This is a genomic window from Nocardioides asiaticus (assembly GCF_040049175.1).
GTDB classification, from domain to species: domain Bacteria; phylum Actinomycetota; class Actinomycetes; order Propionibacteriales; family Nocardioidaceae; genus Nocardioides; species Nocardioides cheoyonin.
On the sequence record NZ_JBDZDM010000001.1, the window covers coordinates 336,198 to 353,132 of the forward strand.

At 72.3% G+C, this 16,935-nt stretch carries 16 protein-coding genes; 2 read left to right on the forward strand and 14 right to left on the reverse strand.

The features are described from left to right. The gene (locus ABLE53_RS01610) at window positions 1–768 is read left to right on the forward strand and encodes a L,D-transpeptidase family protein (protein WP_348856797.1); all 768 of its coding nucleotides are present in this window, start codon (window positions 1–3) and stop codon (window positions 766–768) included. 19 nt (window positions 769–787) lie between these two features. Here ABLE53_RS01610 and ABLE53_RS01615 read toward each other — a convergent pair whose 3' ends face one another. The 8 genes from ABLE53_RS01615 to ABLE53_RS01650 form a co-directional block, all read right to left on the reverse strand. Next, on the reverse strand, window positions 788–1,456 hold the full coding sequence (locus ABLE53_RS01615) for a hypothetical protein (protein WP_348856798.1): 669 nt from the start codon (window positions 1,454–1,456) through the stop codon (window positions 788–790). Between the two features lie 57 nt (window positions 1,457–1,513). Further along, a complete protein-coding gene (locus ABLE53_RS01620; RefSeq protein ID WP_348856799.1) occupies window positions 1,514–2,707 on the reverse strand; it encodes a sulfite oxidase in 1,194 nt (397 codons plus the stop codon). Window positions 2,708–2,747: 40 nt separating this feature from the next. Continuing rightward, on the reverse strand, window positions 2,748–3,770 hold the full coding sequence (locus ABLE53_RS01625) for a hypothetical protein (protein WP_348856800.1): 1,023 nt from the start codon (window positions 3,768–3,770) through the stop codon (window positions 2,748–2,750). Next, a complete protein-coding gene (locus tag ABLE53_RS01630) occupies window positions 3,767–4,705 on the reverse strand; it encodes a bifunctional riboflavin kinase/FAD synthetase (protein WP_348856801.1) in 939 nt (312 codons plus the stop codon). Before ABLE53_RS01630 ends, ABLE53_RS01625 begins: the two co-directional genes overlap by 4 nt. Before the next feature lie 75 nt (window positions 4,706–4,780). Continuing rightward, window positions 4,781–5,665: a tRNA pseudouridine(55) synthase TruB gene (gene truB, locus ABLE53_RS01635; RefSeq protein WP_348856802.1), complete on the reverse strand. Its 885-nt coding sequence runs from the start codon at window positions 5,663–5,665 to the stop codon at window positions 4,781–4,783. A 9-nt stretch (window positions 5,666–5,674) separates the two neighbouring features. Continuing rightward, the gene (rbfA, locus tag ABLE53_RS01640; RefSeq protein WP_348856803.1) at window positions 5,675–6,139 is read right to left on the reverse strand and encodes a 30S ribosome-binding factor RbfA; all 465 of its coding nucleotides are present in this window, start codon (window positions 6,137–6,139) and stop codon (window positions 5,675–5,677) included. A gap of 73 nt (window positions 6,140–6,212) precedes the next feature. Then, a complete protein-coding gene (gene infB, locus ABLE53_RS01645) occupies window positions 6,213–9,053 on the reverse strand; it encodes a translation initiation factor IF-2 (protein WP_348856804.1) in 2,841 nt (946 codons plus the stop codon). A gap of 137 nt (window positions 9,054–9,190) precedes the next feature. Further along, complete coding sequence (locus ABLE53_RS01650) at window positions 9,191–9,535, reverse strand: YlxR family protein (protein WP_348856805.1); 345 nt, start codon at window positions 9,533–9,535, stop codon at window positions 9,191–9,193. 70 nt (window positions 9,536–9,605) lie between these two features. Between ABLE53_RS01650 and ABLE53_RS01655 the strand changes: the two genes are divergently transcribed. Then, entirely contained in the window at window positions 9,606–10,394 is a 789-nt protein-coding gene (locus tag ABLE53_RS01655) for a glycoside hydrolase family 16 protein (RefSeq protein ID WP_348856807.1), read from the forward strand. 21 nt (window positions 10,395–10,415) lie between these two features. On the opposite strand, the gene ABLE53_RS01660 is transcribed toward ABLE53_RS01655, so the two are convergent. From ABLE53_RS01660 to rhaI, 6 genes are all read right to left on the reverse strand, one after another. Next, on the reverse strand, window positions 10,416–11,204 hold the full coding sequence (locus ABLE53_RS01660) for an acyl-CoA thioester hydrolase/BAAT C-terminal domain-containing protein (RefSeq protein ID WP_348856808.1): 789 nt from the start codon (window positions 11,202–11,204) through the stop codon (window positions 10,416–10,418). A gap of 43 nt (window positions 11,205–11,247) precedes the next feature. Continuing rightward, complete coding sequence (nusA, locus tag ABLE53_RS01665) at window positions 11,248–12,228, reverse strand: transcription termination factor NusA (RefSeq protein WP_348856809.1); 981 nt, start codon at window positions 12,226–12,228, stop codon at window positions 11,248–11,250. 9 nt (window positions 12,229–12,237) lie between these two features. Next, a complete protein-coding gene (rimP, locus tag ABLE53_RS01670; RefSeq protein WP_348856810.1) occupies window positions 12,238–12,723 on the reverse strand; it encodes a ribosome maturation factor RimP in 486 nt (161 codons plus the stop codon). A 102-nt stretch (window positions 12,724–12,825) separates the two neighbouring features. Next, entirely contained in the window at window positions 12,826–13,686 is an 861-nt protein-coding gene (locus ABLE53_RS01675; RefSeq protein ID WP_348856811.1) for a sugar phosphate isomerase/epimerase family protein, read from the reverse strand. A gap of 5 nt (window positions 13,687–13,691) precedes the next feature. Further along, window positions 13,692–15,746, reverse strand: a complete 2,055-nt coding sequence (rhaD, locus tag ABLE53_RS01680) for a bifunctional rhamnulose-1-phosphate aldolase/short-chain dehydrogenase (RefSeq protein WP_348856812.1) — start codon at window positions 15,744–15,746, stop codon at window positions 13,692–13,694. Between the two features lie 2 nt (window positions 15,747–15,748). Further along, a complete protein-coding gene (gene rhaI, locus ABLE53_RS01685; protein ID WP_348856813.1) occupies window positions 15,749–16,912 on the reverse strand; it encodes an L-rhamnose isomerase in 1,164 nt (387 codons plus the stop codon). Window positions 16,913–16,935: the final 23 nt, after the last annotated feature.

Below are 16,935 nucleotides of genomic sequence, written 5' to 3' on the forward strand. Positions count from 1 at the left end.
GTGTCCGGCGTACGCCGTCCCTCGGGGCTGCTCCTGACCGCCGTGGTCGGGGGCCTCGCGGTGTGCGCGGCCGGCTGCGGCGGCACCTCGACCCGCAGCGCGCCGGCGCCCGGCGCGGAGGTCACCGCGACGGCCGCCACGTCGCCCACAGCGCCGGCGGCCCACCCCGGGCCGCGCTGGGCGTCGCGGCTGCCGTCCCGGACCACCCAGGTGGTGCGGACCGTCTCCGACCACCGCTACTGCGCGCGCGTCTACTGCACCGTGACCCAGGCGTGGGAGAGGCGCAGCGGGACGTGGACGATGCTGCGGCAGTTCCGCTCCACGATCGGCCCGCGCGGCTGGGGCAAGACCCATGAGAACGACCAGCGCTCGCCCTACGGCGTGTTCCGGATCGTCGTGACCTTCTCGACCGGCGAGCAGAACCCGGGCGCGATGCCGTGGCGGCGCCGGCTGCCGACCTCGACGGTCTCGGACGAGCACGGGCCGTTCTACAACACCTGGATCGAGGAGCCCGGCCGCACCGACGGCGACCGCCCGGCGATGAGGTACGGCTTCATCGTCGACTACAACCACGTCCGTCTGCGGCCCGGCGCCGGCCCCGCGCCCGACCCGACGGCCGGGAGCGGGATCTTCTACCACACGGCGCGGCCCGGTCACCGCTGGGAGCCGACCGACGGGTGCACCTCGCTCGGCCGGCCCGCCGACATGCGCTGGGTGCTGCGGTGGCTGCGGCCGGAGGCGGAGCCGCGCGTCGTCCAGAACCTCTGAGGCCTGGGGGCCGCCGGCGTCACTCCGTGCCGCTGAGGTCGTCGAGCAGCGAGCGCTGCGTCGGCGCGTCGTCGCCGGCCGTCGCGCCGTCGACCTCGTGCTCGTCCCGCGCCCCCTTCGGCTGCTTGCCGGGCGCCGCCGCCCAGAAGAGCGCGGCGACCAGGGCCGGGATCCAGCCGTACGTGAGTCCGTACGCGCCGCCGTAGTCGATCAGCGCACCGAGCCGGGAGAGGAACGAGTCCTCACCGCCCGAGCTGACGTACTCCGCCACGTAGCCCGCCACGATCCCGGCCGCGCCCCCGAGCACCGCACCGAGCCAGGCGACCCAGAAGAGCGGCAGCACCGCCCGCGGACGTACGCCGACGGTGCCGAGCCAGGTGACGACGTAGGCCACCACGTAGACCGCGGCCGTCATCGCCACCACCCGGACGATGTCGTCGCCGCCCCCGAACAGGGCGCCCGTGTCGGACCCGAAGAAGGTCAGCTTGCCGCCGAGGAGGCTCGTCCAGACATCACCGGTGTCGTTCCGGTAGTCGTCCCGCAGCCCCGCGAGCGGAGCGACGTCGGAGAGCAGCTGGAGGGCCCAGAGCCCGGCAGCGGTCAGCAGGGACGCCACCAGGGCGGGCACCCAGCCGCGGCCGCGCGCGGGCTTACCGGTCGTCGGGATCAGGGCGGTATCGGAATCCATGGCGGATTGTTGTACCCGAACGGCGTGAGCCGCATGACAGCGGGTGTCTGGACCACCTCAGACCACGGTGACCGGGTGCCTCACGACGGCGTCGAAGAAGTAGCCGTTGGCGTTGTACGGCGTCTCGTCCGGCTGCGTCCTCCCCAGGGCGTCGGTGGCGCGGGCGAGCAGCGTGTGCGCGCCCGGCTGCGGGTCGTGCCAGGTGTAGGACCACTGTGTCCAGCCGTGACCCTCCCCCGCGGTCGCGCGGCCGGGCGCGTGCAGCGTCGCGCGGTGCCAGGTCGCGCCGGTGTCGGTGCTGACCTCGACACGCGCGATGGGAGCCGCCCCGGACCAGGACCGGCCGGTCAGCACGACCCGGCGCGCCGCCGGGATCTCGCCGTCCCAGGCGAGCTCCCACGCCGAGCGGACCGGGTTCACCGTCAGCGGCTCGCCGTCGAGGGTGTACCACGTCGTGCTCCACGGCGAGGTCTGCTCGGTCGTCGACACCTCCAGCGAGCCGAGCCACTTGATCGAGCCGATCCCGACCCAGCCCGGCAGGACGAGCCGCAGCGGGAAGCCGTGGTCGGGCAACAGCGGGTCGCCGTTCATCGCCCAGGCGAGCAGCGCGTCGTCGTACGCCTTCTCGATGGGGAAGGGCCGCCGGACCGGGCCGTAGTCGGTTCCCTTGTCGACGTAGTTCGGGTCGAGGCCGGTCGCCATGATCGAGACCGCGTCGCGGCGCACGCCGACCGCGCCGAGCACGTCGCGCAGGCGTACGCCGGTCCAGCGAACCGTCCCGACGGCGCCGAGCGTCCACTGGGTCCCGGTGGCCGCCTGGCCCTGCTGGGTGCCGAAGAAGCTGCGGCCGTTGCCGGTGCACTCGTGGACGGAGGTGACCTCGTGGTGCCGGAACGCCTTGATCTGCGCGAGCGAGAGCGTGACGCCGTCCGGATCCTTCAGGCCGTCGCCGTGGATGCGCAGCGCGTACGTCGAGGCGTCGACCGTCGGCGTGGAGGTGTGGTCGCGCACGAACAGCCGCGCGGCCGGCGTGTCGTAGACCCGCGGGTCGACCGAGTCCCAGCGCATCTCCGCGTTGCTGCCGTAGTCGATGAACCACTCCGGCGGCAGCGGCTTCACGATCGCCGGCGCGCCGGCGACGGCGCGCTCGGCGAGCGACGGAAGCAGCTGGGCAACGCTCAGCGAGCCGGCACCGACGGCACCGCCGGCGGAGAGGGTGAGGAACGATCGGCGGCTCAGGTCTGCGGTCATTCGCCGAGACTAAAGTGAAGTAAGTTTCTTGTCTATATCTTCATTCCCGTGTGTCCCGGTCGCGGGCGCGCAGCGCGAGGTAGACCGCCCGCATCCCCACCGCTCGCTCGAGCTCGCGCAGCACGGTGCCGAAGAACTGCGCGCGATAGGTCTCGTCGGTGACGGTCGAGACGGTGATGTAGAGCAGCGAGAACGCAGCGAGGAACACCGAGACCTGGACCAGCTCGACCGAGACGCTCGGCAGCCAGGAGAGGCTGTGGACGTTGTCGAGCCCGGTCCAGGCCTGCTGGACCGCGTCGTCCAGGACGAGCGCACCGAAGACGACGAAGAAGCCGAAGACCGCCACCGCGATGAGCAGCACCTGGACGGCCTGGATGACCAGCAGCGCGAGGACGAGGTTCCAGCGCTCGTACCCGGTGATGGTGGCGTACGCCGCAGGGTCCGGACCGCGGCCCGCCTCCGCGTCGGCGAGCAGCTCGGCACACGGGCCCTCGAGCGGCGTGCCGCGGCACGCCCGGGTGAGGAAGGCGCCGTCGACGTCGTCGTCGACCCGGTCGACCTCCTCGGGCAGCCGGACGAGCAGGAACGCGATCGCCGACACCGCGAAGAGCAGCGCGGTCAGCCACAGCGTGCCGGGCTCGAGATAGGCCGACATCTGCCACACGTCGGCGTTGATGAAGAGGAAGGTCACGAAGAGCAGCAGCAGCGGCAGCGCCCGGGACACCATCGGCAGCAGCCGGGCGAGCGAGCCGAAGGTGCGCCCGAGGGCCCAGGCCAGGATCGGCCGGAAGCGGAGCGCGGTCAGCGCGTACCACGCCACGCCGAGGGCGCCGACCGTGAGCAGCAGGGCCACGCCGGTGCCGGCCTGGCCCGTGGCCCAGCCGAGCAGTACGCCCAGCACCGCGGCGACGACGAAGCCGAGGACCGTCGGGAGCGCGGTACGCCGGGGCCGCAGCGCCGCCCGGACGGCGGCCCGCTGCTCGGGGACGAAGTAGGTCAGGCCGTGCCGCAGGAACCACTGGTCGGTCCTCTGCAGCGTCGCAGCGAGATCGGACTCGCTCACGCGACCCCGAGGACCTCGCGGGTCCGGCCCACGTCGGCGTGCATCTGGCTGATGAGCTCCTCGATCGAGTCGAAGGCCACCATGCCGCGGAGCCGCTCGACGAACGCGACGTCCACCTCCACGCCGTACAGGTCGAGGTCGGTGCGGTCGAGGACGTAGGCCTCCACCCGGCGCACCGTCACGCCCTCGAACGTCGGGTTCGTGCCGACGCTGATCGCCGCCGGGAAGGTCTCCCCGGTGTCGCGGCGGGTCAGCCAGCCGGCGTACACGCCGTCGGGCGGGACCGCGGTGAGCAGGTCGGTCGGCACGTTGGCCGTCGGGAAGCCGAGCTCGCGGCCGCGCTGGTCGCCCTTCACGACGATGCCGCGGACGAAGTACGGGCGGCCCAGCGCCTCGGCCGCCCCGGCCACGTCGCCGGCTGCCAGGCAGGTCCGGACGTAGGTGGAGGACCACACCTGCGGGCCGCCGTCGAGCGGGATGCCCTCGGCGTCGAAGCCGTGGCCGGCGCCGTAGGCCCGCAGGTCGGCGACGTCACCGGCGGCACGGCAGCCGTAGCGGAAGTTGGCGCCGACGACGCACTGTACGGCGTGGAGGGTGTCGACGAGCACCCGCTGGGCGAACTCGTCGGGCTCCCAGTTGGCCATCTCCATGTCGAACGGCAGCGCGAGGACGGCGTCGGCGCCCGCCTCGCCGAGCAGCTCGGCCCGCTCCTCCATGGTGGTCAGCGTCCCCGGCGCGTGCTCGGGCCGCAGGACCGCCATCGGGTGCGGGTCGAAGGTGACCGCGACGAGGGTCAGGCCCTGCTCGTCGGCGAGCTCGCGGGCCCTGCGGAGCACATGCTGGTGGCCGAGGTGGACGCCGTCGAAGTTCCCGATCACGACGCACGTGCGGCCGAGGTCGGCCGGCACGTCCTGGAGGCTTCGCCACAACTGCACGCCGGTCAGACTATCGGTCGGCCGTTGGCGGCCGTGGGTGGCATCCCGCCGCCCTTGCCGGGTCGCACCGGGGTGTCAGCCGACGAAGACCGCGACCGCCTTGGCGCTGCCGTCGCCGACGGGCTCGTAGAGCGCGAGGAACTCCCCGTCGGGGGCGAAGACGGCGCTCAGGGCCTCGAGCGGCAGCGCCAGCCTGCGGCCATGGCGGACGTCGCGCGTCTGCGCGTCGTCGAGGTCGTACGCCGGGAACGCGGCGCGCGCTGCCTCGGCCAGGGGCAGCACGGCGAGGCCCTCGGCGAGCTCGTCCAGGGTGCGGGCCACGTCGAGCGCGTACGGTCCGACGGCCGTACGCCGCAGCGCGGTCAAATGGCCGCCCACCCCGAGCGCCGCACCGACGTCGCGCGCGATCGCGCGCACGTAAGTGCCGCTCGAGCAGCGCACCGAGATGTCGACGTCGAGCAGCCCTGTGGTCGAGTCCGTCGAGACCGGCCGGAGCACGTGGACGGCCAGGTCGTGGATCGTGACGCGGCGCGGTTCGAGGGCGACGTCCTCGCCCTCGCGGACGCGCCTGTAGGCGCGCTTGCCGTCGACCTTGATCGCCGAGACGGAGCTCGGGACCTGGTCGATCTCGCCGACCTTGGCGGCGAAGGCGGCGCGGACGTCGACCTCGTCGAGACCATCCGCCGGCACCGAGGCGAGCAGCTCGCCCTCGGCGTCGTCCGTGGTAGTCGTCTGGCCGAGGCGCACGGTGGCGTCGTACGCCTTGTCGGTGAGCATCAGGTGGCCGAGCAGCCGCGTGGCGCGCTCGACCCCGAGGACCAGCACGCCGGTCGCCATCGGGTCGAGGGTGCCGGCGTGGCCGACCTTGCGCGTGCCTGCCAGGCGGCGCACCCGGCCGACCACGTCGTGGGACGTCATACCGCCGGGCTTGTCGACGACGACCAGCCCGGACTCAGCCATCGGCCGGGCTCACTCCGCGTCGTCCGTCTCGTCGAGGCCCAGGATGTCCTCGTCCTCGTGGGGCTTCTTGTAGGGGTCGGCGTCGCCGGCGTAGGTCGTGCCGCGGTTGGCGGCGACCGCCTCGTCCTGCTCCTTGGCGCGGGCGAGCACCTCCTCGAGGTGACGGGCCGACTCCGGGAGCGCGTCGTGGATGAAGTCCAGCGTCGGTGCGTGTCGCATCCCGAGCTGCTTGGCGACCTCTGATCGGATCAGCCCCTTCGCGGACTCCAGCGCCGCGGCGGTGCCGGCGAGCTGGGCCTCCGTGTCGGCGCCCAGCACGGTATAGAAGATCGTCGCCTGCTGGGTGTCACCCGAGACCCGGACGTCGGTGACGGTGACGAAGCCGATCCGCGGGTCCTTGACCCGCCGCTCCAGCATCTGCGCCACGATCACCTTGATGCGGTCGGCGATCCGGCGTACGCGCGGGTTGCTCATGTCTCTCACTCTCTCAAAACTGCCGGCGCCGCCACAGCCGTCGGGCTGTGGCGGCGCCAGGACGTCACCTGCGTCAGCCGCGCGGGATCTCCACCATCTCGAAGGCCTCGATCACATCGCCCTCCTTGATGTCCTGGAAGTTCCGCAGGACGAGACCGCACTCGAAGCCCTCGCGGACCTCGGCCACGTCGTCCTTCTCGCGGCGCAGCGAGGCCAGGTCGAGGTTGTCGGCGACGACAGAGCCGTCGCGGATGACCCGGACCTTGGCGTTGCGCCGGATGACACCCTCGGTGACCATGCAGCCGGCGATGTTGCCGACCTTGGAGCTGCGGAACAGTGCCCGGATCTCGGCCTGGCCGAGGGTGCGCTCCTCGTACTCCGGCTTGAGCATGCCCTTGAGGGCGGCCTCGATCTCCTCGATCGCCTGGTAGATCACCGTGTAGTAGCGGATCTCCACGCCCTCGCGCTCGGCCAGCTCGGTCGCCTTGCCCTGCGGGCGGACGTTGAAGCCGATGATGATCGCGTCGGAGGCGGCGGCCAGGTCGACGTTGGTCTCGGTGATCGCACCGACACCGCGGTCGATGACCCGGATGGAGACCTCGTCGCCACCCACGTCGATCTTCGACAGCGCGTCCTCGAGTGCCTCGACCGAACCGGAGACGTCGCCCTTGAGGATGAGGTTGAGCTCCTGGCTCTCGCCCTTCTCCATGGAGGCCATGAAGTCCTCGAGCGTACGGCGTACGCGCCGCTTCGCCTGCATGGCGGCCCGCTCGCGGGACTCGCGCTTCTCGGCGATCTGGCGAGCCATCCGGTCGTCCTCGACGACGATGAAGTTCTGGCCCGCGCCGGGGACGGCGGACAGACCGAGCACCATCGCCGGCCGGGACGGGGGCGCCTCGTCGAGCTCGTTGCCGTACTCGTCGAGCATCGCCCGGACGCGGCCGAAGGCCGGGCCCGCGACGATCGAGTCGCCGACCCGCAGGGTGCCGCGCTGGACCAGGATGGTCGCGACCGGGCCGCGGCCACGGTCGAGGTGGGCCTCGATGACGAGACCCTGGGCGTCCTGGTTCGGGTTGGCGTGCAGGTCGAGCGAGGCGTCGGCGGTGAGGACGATCGCCTCGAGGAGCCCGTCGATGTTGGTCATCGACTTCGCCGAGACGTCGACGAACATGGTGTCGCCGCCGTACTCCTCCGGCACCAGGCCGTACTCGGTCAGCTGGCCGCGGACCTTCGTCGGGTCCGCCTCCGGCTTGTCGATCTTGTTGACCGCGACCACGATCGGGACCCCCGCCGCCTTGGCGTGGTTGAGCGCCTCGATCGTCTGCGGCATCACGCCGTCGTCGGCTGCGACCACGAGGACCGCGATGTCGGACGACTGCGAGCCGCGGGCACGCATGGCCGTGAAGGCCTCGTGACCCGGGGTGTCGATGAAGGTGATCGCGCGGTCGTCGCCGTCGACCTCGGTCGAGACCTGGTAGGCACCGATGTGCTGGGTGATGCCCCCGGCCTCGCCGGCCACGACGTTGGCGTTGCGGATCGCATCGAGCAGCTTCGTCTTACCGTGGTCGACGTGACCCATGACGGTCACGACCGGCGGACGGACCACCCAGTCGGACTCGTCGCCCTCGTCCTCGCCGAACTCGATGTCGAAGGACTCGAGCAGCTCGCGGTCCTCGTCCTCGGGGGAGACGACCTCGACGACGTAGTTGAGCTCCTCACCGAGCAGCTCGAGGGTCTCGTCGTTGACCGACTCGGTCGCGGTGACCATCTCGCCGAGGCTGAACAGCATCTGGACGAGCTGCGCGGCGTCGACGTTGATCTTCTCCGCGAAGTCCGTCAGCGAGGCACCGCGCGGCAGACGGATGGTCTCGCCGTTGCCCTTGCGGACGCGCACGCCGCCGATCGTCGGGGCCTCCATGGCCTCGAACTCCTGGCGACGCGCCCGCTTCGACTTGCGGCCACGACGCGACGGGCCACCGGGGCGCCCGAACGCGCCCTGCGTGGACCCCCGACCACCCGGACGACCACCGCCGGGACGACCGCCACCACCGGGGCCGAAGCCACCGCGGCCCGGAGCGCCGCCGCCACCGCTGCGGGCGGGGGCGCCGGGACGGCCGCCCTGACCACCGCGGGCAGGTGCCCCCGGACGGCCGGGGCCACCGCCACCGGGGCGGTTGCCGAACGCGGCCGGGTTCTTGGGCATCATCGCCGGGTTGGGGCGCGGCATGCCGGGGCGGCCGGGTGCACCGCCCTCACGCGAGGCCGGCGGCCGCGGCGGACGCTGGTCACCGGCGCCCGGGGCACCGCCGTCGCGCTGCGGCCGGGCCGGACGTCCCATCCCCTGGCTCGGGGCGAACGGGTTGTTGCCGGGGCGCGGGGCACCGGGCTTGCCGACCGGGCGGGGCGCCGGCTTCGGCGAACCACCGCGGGCGGCGGGCGCCTGGGGCTTCGGCGCCGCGGGACGCGGGGCCCTCGGGGCCGGCTTCGGCGCGGCCGGCCTGGGCGCCGACGGAGCCGACGGGGCGGCCGGCGTCTGGGCGGCCGGGGCGGCCGGCTTCGGGGCGGCCGGCTTCGGCGCAGCGGCCTTCTCGGCCGGGGCCTCCGCAGGCTTCTCGGTCTTGGCCGCGGGCGTCTCCGCGGGCTTCTCGGCCGGCTTCTCGGGGGCCGGCGCCGCGGGCGCCTTCGGAGCGGCAGGCTTCTCGGCGCTCTTCGCCGGGGCCTGAGGCTTCTCGGCCTGCTGGTCGCCACCCTTCAGGGTGGGACCGATCTCCTTGCGGAACCGCATCTCCGCAGGGAGCTCGATGGTCGAGCTCGCCGACTTGACGAACTCCCCCATCTCCTTGAACTTCTCGAGAACGAACTTGCTCTCGACGCCGAACTCCTTGGCGAGTTCGTGGACTCGGGTCTTAGCCACGCTTCTCCTTCTGGCCACAGACCCGATTCCGGGCAATTAACCTGCGACCACTAGTGGTTGGTGCTGAGCAAACAAAGAAAGGGCGCTCATCGCGAAGTACTCATCGAGTGCTCATGAGCTGTTGCTCCAATTCCTGGTCAGTCGACCGTCGGCGACGGTCGTTGTCGTGTGACCGCCGGGGCGGTCGGTGTTCGGCGCTCGTCGAGGTAGTCCCCCACCGGTGCGCTGGAGAGCCCACCCTCGAGCCTGAGGGCCCGGGTGAACGCCTTCCGGCGCACCGCGAGGTCGTAGCACTCCCTGGTGGGGTGCAGGTGCGCCCCACGTCCGGGTGCGGTGGCTGTCGGATCGGGTACGACGGCGGGGTTGCCCTCGTGGTCCGAGCCGGCGGTCACCCGCAACAACTCGCGCTTGGCGGCCCGCTTCCGGCATCCCACACAGGTTCGGACGGGCCGTGCCGTGGGGGAAATGTCTTGGCGTGCCACCGAGGTACAACCCTACCGCCTCCGGCCCGGGGATTCCGAACCGGGGCGCGCCGTCGTTACCGTCGGTGACATGCCTGCCGCCGGGGGGTTCGCTGACCGCTTCGACAGGTCAACACTCGACACGACGAAATGGTTCCCGTACTACCTGCCCGCGTGGTCCTCGCGGGCGGCGACCGCGGCGTCGTACCGGCTCGGCGACGAGGGCCTCGTCCTCGAGATCCCGCCGGACCATCCGCGGTGGTGTCCCGGCCTCCACGAGCCGCCGCTGCGGGTCTCCGGGATCCAGTCGGGGAGCTGGTCCGGGCCGGTGGGCAGCACCCGCGGGCAGCAGCGGTTCCGCGACGGCCTCCGCGTCGCCGAGGAGCAGCCCCGCTTCGAGGGCTGGCTACCGGCGACCGGCCGGGTCGCGGTCCGCGCGCGGATGGAGCTCTCGGCGCGCTCGATGGCGGCGCTGTGGCTGAGCGGCTTCGAGGACGACCCCGAGCAGATCCGGTGCGGCGAGCTGTGCGTGGTCGAGGTGTTCGGCCGGGCGCTGCAGACCGAGCCCACAGCATCGGCCGAGGTCGGGGTCGGGATCAAGCCGTTCCGCGACCCGGCGCTGCGCGACGACTTCGCGGCCCCCCGGCTGCCCCTCGACGTCGCCGAGCCGCACACGTACGCCGTCGAGTGGGACGCCGACGAGGCGGTGTTCACCGTGGACGGGGCCGTCGTACGCCGCTGCGCGGCTCCGCCGACGTACCCGATGCAGCTGATGGTCGCCGTCTTCGACTTCCCTACCCAGGGACCGGCGGACCGGCCGACCGGCGATCGCCACCTCGTTCCGCGCCTGGTGGTCGAGGAGATCTCCGGCCGGTCCTGATCGGTTCGTCACGGTCGCCGGTCAGCTCCCGCGGAGAGCGCGGAGGAGCACCGGCCACACCGCGGCGCCGAGCTCGGCGTCGGCCTCGTCGGAGCCGCCGTAGGCGCGGCCGGCGTGCGGCGGCAGCGGCTCCTCCCCCGGCAGGACCACGCGGTGGCCGGCGCGGGGATGGGTCACCACCTCGGTCGCCAGCCCGGCGGCCGCCCGCCGGCGCCGGATGAACTCGGCGAAGAGCACCGACGGCCACAGCTGGTCGTCCTCGCCGGCCGCGACGACGACCTCGCCGGCGATCCGCTCGACCGGGATCCGTGCGGCGGCGACCCGGTCGGCGTAGGTCTCGAGGGACTGGCAGTACAGCTCCACGAACGCGATCGGGCCGTCCTCCTGCTCGGTCGTCCAGTCGTCGTCGTACGGCACGAACGGGAGCGGCTCGCCCCGCCGGGTCCACGACGAGCGCTGTGGCCGCTCGGTGGTCAGCGCGGCCCAGGCGACGTCGCTCGGCGAGAGCGCGACGACCGCGTCGATCTCGGGGTTGAGCGCGCCGAGCAGCAGCGCGGCCTCCGCGCCCCGGGAGGTGCCGAGGACGGCGAGCCGGTCGCACCGCTCGTGGAGCGTCGCGAGCGGCTCCTCGAAGCTCTCGAGGGGGACGCGGTCGACGGCGCCGTCGAACCAGCGGTACGACAGCGCGGTCATGCCCTGCTCAGCGAGCAGTCGGCAGCGGGCGGTCTCCACCCGGCCCGAGGAGCCGGACAGGACGAGTACGCCGACGTCCGCCCCGCCCTCGACGAGGATCTCCTGGCGGCCCGTCACCCGGCCACCACCGGGGTGCGACCCGCTCCCGCGACTGCGTCCCTCACGCCTCGCTGGGCGCTTCCTCGTCGGAGCGGATGTCGATCCTCCACCCCGTGAGGCGGGCGGCGAGGCGGGCGTTCTGGCCCTCCTTGCCGATGGCGAGCGAGAGCTGGTAGTCGGGCACGATGACCCGCGCCGACTTGGTGGCCTCGTCGACGATCTCGACCGAGCTCACCCGCGCCGGCGAGAGGGCCTGGGCGACGAGGGTGGCGGGGTCGTCGGACCAGTCGACGATGTCGATCTTCTCGCCCTGCAGCTCCGACATCACCTGCCGGACGCGCTGGCCCATCGGGCCGATGCACGCGCCCTTGGCGTTGACGCCGGGGACGGTCGAGCGGACCGCGATCTTGGTCCGGTGGCCGGCCTCGCGGGCGATGGCGGCGATCTCGACTGTGCCGTCGGCGATCTCCGGAACCTCGAAGGCGAACAGCTTCTTGACGAGGTTCGGGTGGGAGCGCGACAGCGTGATCTGCGGGCCGCGCATGCCCTTGCGGACGCTCATCACGAGCGCCCGGATCCGGGTTCCGTGGTCGTAGTTCTCCCCCGCCACCCGCTCGCTGACCGGCAGGATCGCCTCGAGCTTGCCGAGGTCGACGAGCACGTCGTCGGGGTTGCGGCCCTGCTGGATGACACCCGAGACGATGTCGCCCTCCTTGCCGGAGAACTCCCCGAACTTCACGTCGTCCTCGGCGTCGCGGAGCCGCTGCAGCACGATCTGCTTGGCCGTCGTCGCCGCGATCCGGCCGAAGCCCTCGGGCGTGTCGTCGTACTCCCCGACGACGTTGCCCTCCTCGTCCATCTCGGCGGCCATGACGCTGACGTGGCCGGTCTTGCGGTCCAGCACGACGCGCGCCTCCTGCTGGGCGCCCGGGGTCTTGTGGTACGCCGTCAGCAGTCCCTGCTCGATCGCCTCCACGAGGACGTCGAAGGAGATCTCCCGCTCGCGCTCCAGCATCCGCAGGATGCTCAGGTCGATGTCCATCCCAGTCTCCTACTCGTCCTCGTCCGACCGTTTGTTGAACTCGATCTGCACCAGCGCCTTCGTCACCTCGGCGTACGGCACGGCCCGTGGCGTGCCGCCGACGTCGAGCGTCACCGACTCCTCGTCGGAGTCGCCGATCCGGCCGGTGAACGTCGAGCCGTCGGCGAGGGTCACCTTGGCGAGGCGCTTGGCGTTGCGGCGCCAGTGACGGGGCAGCGTGAGCGGCCGGTCGACGCCGCGCGAGGTGACCTCGAGCGTGTAGGGCTGCTCGCCCATCACGTCGGAGGCGTCGAGGACACGGTTGACCTCGCGGGTGGCCTCGGCGACGTCGTCGAGCGTGACACCGCCGTCCTTGTCGACAGCGACCCTCAGGATGCGGCGCTTCCCGGCCGGGGTGACCTCCACCGCCTCGACGTCGAGGTCGAGAGCACGCAGGGGGGCGGCGAGCTCACTCTCGATGCTGCTCGCGATCGCGTCCTTCCGGGCCTGGCTCACGGCGGGGCGACCTCCCTGTCCTGTTGTGGGGTGCTGTTGTGGGATGCGGTTGTTCCCGCCAACCTTAACCGCTCCGGCGGCCCACGAGACTTCCCCGCAGCGCTACCCGCCGTACTCCTTCCGCAGGAACTCCCGTGCCCCGGTCGCGAGCTCCATCCCGTCGTCCCAGAGATTGCGCCAGATCGCCAGATCGCTCGACAGCTGCGGGTGCACGACCTCCGAGGAGAACGACTCGAACGTGATGGTGCCGGCGTACGCCACCTCGTGGAGCGCGGCGAAGAACTCGGCCCACGGGACGGTCCCCGTGCCGAGCTGGCCGCGGTGCGACTCGCCGACGTGGACGTAGCCGAGCCGGCCGGCCGCCGCAGCCGCCAGGACCGGCTCGCGGAACGAGGTCTCCTCGATGTTCATGTGGTAGGTGTCGAGGTGGGCGACCACGTTGTCGCGGCCGACGTCGTCGATGAACGCCAGGGTCTGCTCGGTGGTGTTGAGGACGTTGGTCTCGTACCTGTTGCAGAACTCCAGCCCGATCGTGATGCCGGACGCGGCGGCCTGGTCGGCGAGCCAGGCGATCGTCTCGACGGAGTTGGCCCGGCCGCGCTCGCTGACCGGCCGGGCGTAGCGGCCGAGCCGGCTGTAGACCACGCCGCCGAGGTAGTCGCCACCGACGTCGCGGACGAGCGCGAGCGCCTGCCCGAGCAGGCGCCGGCCGGCGGCCACGACCTCGGGCTCCTCGCTGGACACATCGGTGTCCTCGCCCAGGCCGAGCGACACCGCGGCCGCGAGGCCGTGCTCGGCGAGCAGCCGGGCCGTCATCGCGGTGTCGAAGGACCACGGGTCGAGTGCGGCCAGCTCGATGAGGTCGTAGCCGGCGTTCTTCGAGGACGAGATCGCCCGCCGGGCCTGCTCCTCGGACCAGCCGCCGACCCAGACCAGGGCGTGGACGCCGAACCGGTTGGACATCCCGCTCACCTCAGGAACGCCTGCGGCACCCCGGAGTCCACCGGGATGATCAGGCCGGTCGTGATCGGGAGCGTGCCGTTGGTCAGCGCGAGCGCCGCGGACGCGACGTGCTCGGGCAGGACCTCCTGCTTGAGCACCGTACGCTGGGCGTAGTACTTGCCGAGGTCCTCCTCGGCGACGCCGTACGTCTTGGCGCGGGACGCGCCCCAGCCGCCGGAGAAGATCCCGGAGCCCCGGACGACGCCGTCGGGGTTGATCCCGTTGACGCGTACGCCGATGTCGCCGAGCTCGGCGGCGAGCAGCCTGACCATGTGGGCCTGGGCGGCCTTCGCCGAGGAGTACGCCACGTTGTTCGGGCCGGCGAAGACGGCGTTCTTGGAGCAGACGTTGATGATGTCGCCGCCCAGCCGCTGGGCGCGCAGGACCGGCTCGACGGCCTTGGCGACGAGGAAGGAGCCGCGGGCCATGATGGAGTACTGCAGGTCCCAGTCCTCGAGCGAGGTGTCGGCGAGCGAGCCGGCCCGGCTGATGCCGGCGTTGTTGACGACGAGGTCGACGCCGCCGAAGGCGAGGACCGCCGCCTCGACGCCGGCGCGGACGGCCTCCGGGTCGGTGACGTCCACCCCGACCCCGACCGCCACGTCGCTGCTGCCGAGGTCGGCCGCGACGTCGGCGCACCGGTCGGCGTCGAGGTCGGCCACGACGACGTTCGCGCCGTGCTCGGCGAAGAGCCGCGCGGTGGCCAGCCCGATGCCGGACGCCGCACCGGTGACGAGCGCGACCCGGCCGGCGAGCGCCTTCGGCCTCGGGCGGCGCTTGAGCTTGTCCTCCTCGAGCTGCCAGTACTCGACGTGGAACTTGTCGGCCTCCGTCACCGGGGCGTACGACGAGACGCCCTCCGCCCCGCGCATGACGTTGATCGCGTTGACGTAGAACTCCCCCGCCACCCGGGCGGTCTGCTTGTCGGCGCCGAAGGAGAACATCCCGACCCCGGGCACGAGCACGATCGCCGGGTCCGCCCCGCGCATCGGCGGGCTGTCGGGGGTGGCGTGCCGGTGGTAGTAGGCGGCGTACTCCTTGCGGTACTCCTCGTGCAGCTCGCCGAGCCGGTCGAGCAGCGCGTCGAGCGGCGCGTCGACCGGGGTGTCGAGCAGGAGGGGACGGACCTTCGTCCGCAGGAAGTGGTCGGGGCAGGAGGTGCCGAGCGACACCAGGTGCTCGAGCTTCTCCCGGGAGAGGAAGTCGAGGACGACGTCGGAGTCGGTGAAGTGGCCGACCTGACGGCGGTCCTGCGACGCCACGGCACGCAGATGGGGGAAGAGCTCCGCCGCACGGGCCCGGCGCTGCTCGGCGGGCAGGGCCTCCCGCCCGGCGACGACGGGACCGAACGGCTCTGAGACCGAGTGGGCGGCGAGGTACTCCCCCGCCTCCCGGATGATCCGCAGCGAGCGCTCCTCGACCTCGTCGCTGGTCCGGCCCCAGGCGGTGAGTCCGTGGCCGCCCAGGACGGCGCCGATCACGTCGGGGTCGCGGGCGAGCTCCGCCATCGACCGGCCCAGCTCCCAGCCCGGCCGCTTCCACGGCACCCAGGCGACGGCACCGCCCCAGATCTCGCGCACCAGCCGCTCGCCGTCGGCGGCGCAGGCCAGCGCGATGACCGAGTCCGGGTGCAGGTGGTCGACGTGCGGGAGATCGACCAGGCCGTGCATCGGGGTGTCGATGGAGGGGGCGGCGCCGCCCTGCCCGAAGGAGCAGTACGGGAACAGCCCGACCATCTCGTCCTCGTGCTCGACGCCGCGGTAGACCTTGTCGAGCGCGACGAGCCGGTCCCGCTCGAGGACCGCGAGGCCCTCGGCCTTCAGGGTGCCGAGGTCGCCGCCGGACCCCTTGACGTACAGCACCTCGACCGGCTCGCCGGTCGCCGGGCTGGTCACGGTGGCCTTCGCCGAGGTGTTGCCACCGCCGTAGTTGGTCACGGCCGGGTCCGAGCCGAGCCGGTTGGAGCGGGCGAGCAGCTCCTGGACCGCCCTGGTGCCCGCGTCGGTCTGCTGGTCTGCCATCGTCACGCCCCCCACCCGGCGGCCTCGCCGCCTACTCGCTCTTCCTCGATGCGCTGCTGGTAGCCGCTCGCGGCGTACGCCCGAACGGGGTCGGGATCGAGCCCCATGTCCTCCCTGACCTGCGCCAGCAGCGGCCGCACGTCGGTGTTGTAGGCGTCCATGACGATCGCGTTGGCAGTGAGTACGTCGCCCTCGGCGCGCGCCGTCGCGAGCGCGTCGGCGTCCACGAGCAGCGCCTTGGCCGTCGCCTCCTGGACGTTCATCACCGACCGGATCTGGGCCGGGATCTTGGCCTCGATGTTGTGGCACTGGTCGAGCATGAAGGCGACGCCGGCCTCGGGCAGGACCGCATCGGCCTGGACGATCTCGAACATGATCCGGAACAGCCCGAACGGGTCCGCGGCGCCGACCATGAGGTCGTCGTCGGCATAGAACCGGCTGTTGAAGTGGAAGCCGCCGAGGCGGCCCTCGCGCAGCAGCGTCGCGACGATCATCTCGATGTTGGTGCCGGGCGCGTGGTGGCCGGTGTCGACGAGCACCTTCGCCTGCGGGCCGAGGTGGAGGCAGTGCAGCAGCGAGGTGCCCCAGTCGGGCAGGTCGGTCTGGTAGAAGGCCGGCTCGAAGAACTTGTACTCGACGAGCATCGTCATGTCCGCGGGCATCGCGGCGTACGTCTCGGCGAGGGCCTCGGAGAGCCGGTCCTGCCGGGCCCGGATCGAGTCCTGGCCGGGGTAGTTCGTCCCGTCCGCGAACCACAGCGACAGGTGGTGCGACCCGACCTGCCGGGCGATGTCGATGCACTCGATCAGGTGGTCGGTCGCCTTGCGCCTGATCCGCGGCTCCGGGTGGCAGACGCTGCCCAGCTTGTAGTCGTCGTCCTGGAAGGTGTTGGGGTTGACCGCCCCGATCGCCACCCCCTCGTCGCGGGCGTGGGCGGCGAGCTTGCCGTAGTCGTCCACCCTGTCCCACGGGATGTGGACGGCGACGCTCGGCGCGACGCCGGTGAAGCGGTGCACGGTGGCGGCGTCGGAGATCTTCTCGTACGCCGTCCGCGGCACGCCCGGCTGGCCGAAGACCTTGAACCGCGTCCCGGAGTTGCCGTAGGCCCACGACGGGGTCTCGATGTGCTGCCGCGCGAGGACCGCGCGGACCTGATCGGTGTCCATCTCTCGTTCCCTCTCTCGAACTC

Excerpts from the sequence above, each read along its gene's own strand:
- ABLE53_RS01615 (WP_348856798.1), bottom strand. The coding sequence starts at position 1,456 with ATGGATTCCGATACCGCCCTGATCCCGACGACCGGTAAGCCCGCGCGC.
- ABLE53_RS01620 (WP_348856799.1), bottom strand. The coding sequence starts at position 2,707 with ATGACCGCAGACCTGAGCCGCCGATCGTTCCTCACCCTCTCCGCCGGC.
- truB (WP_348856802.1), bottom strand. The coding sequence starts at position 5,665 with ATGGCTGAGTCCGGGCTGGTCGTCGTCGACAAGCCCGGCGGTATGACG.
- rbfA (WP_348856803.1), bottom strand. The coding sequence starts at position 6,139 with ATGAGCAACCCGCGCGTACGCCGGATCGCCGACCGCATCAAGGTGATC.
- ABLE53_RS01655 (WP_348856807.1), top strand. The coding sequence starts at position 9,606 with ATGCCTGCCGCCGGGGGGTTCGCTGACCGCTTCGACAGGTCAACACTC.
- nusA (WP_348856809.1), bottom strand. The coding sequence starts at position 12,228 with ATGGACATCGACCTGAGCATCCTGCGGATGCTGGAGCGCGAGCGGGAG.
- ABLE53_RS01675 (WP_348856811.1), bottom strand. The coding sequence starts at position 13,686 with ATGTCCAACCGGTTCGGCGTCCACGCCCTGGTCTGGGTCGGCGGCTGG.
- rhaD (WP_348856812.1), bottom strand. The coding sequence starts at position 15,746 with ATGGCAGACCAGCAGACCGACGCGGGCACCAGGGCGGTCCAGGAGCTG.
- rhaI (WP_348856813.1), bottom strand. The coding sequence starts at position 16,912 with ATGGACACCGATCAGGTCCGCGCGGTCCTCGCGCGGCAGCACATCGAG.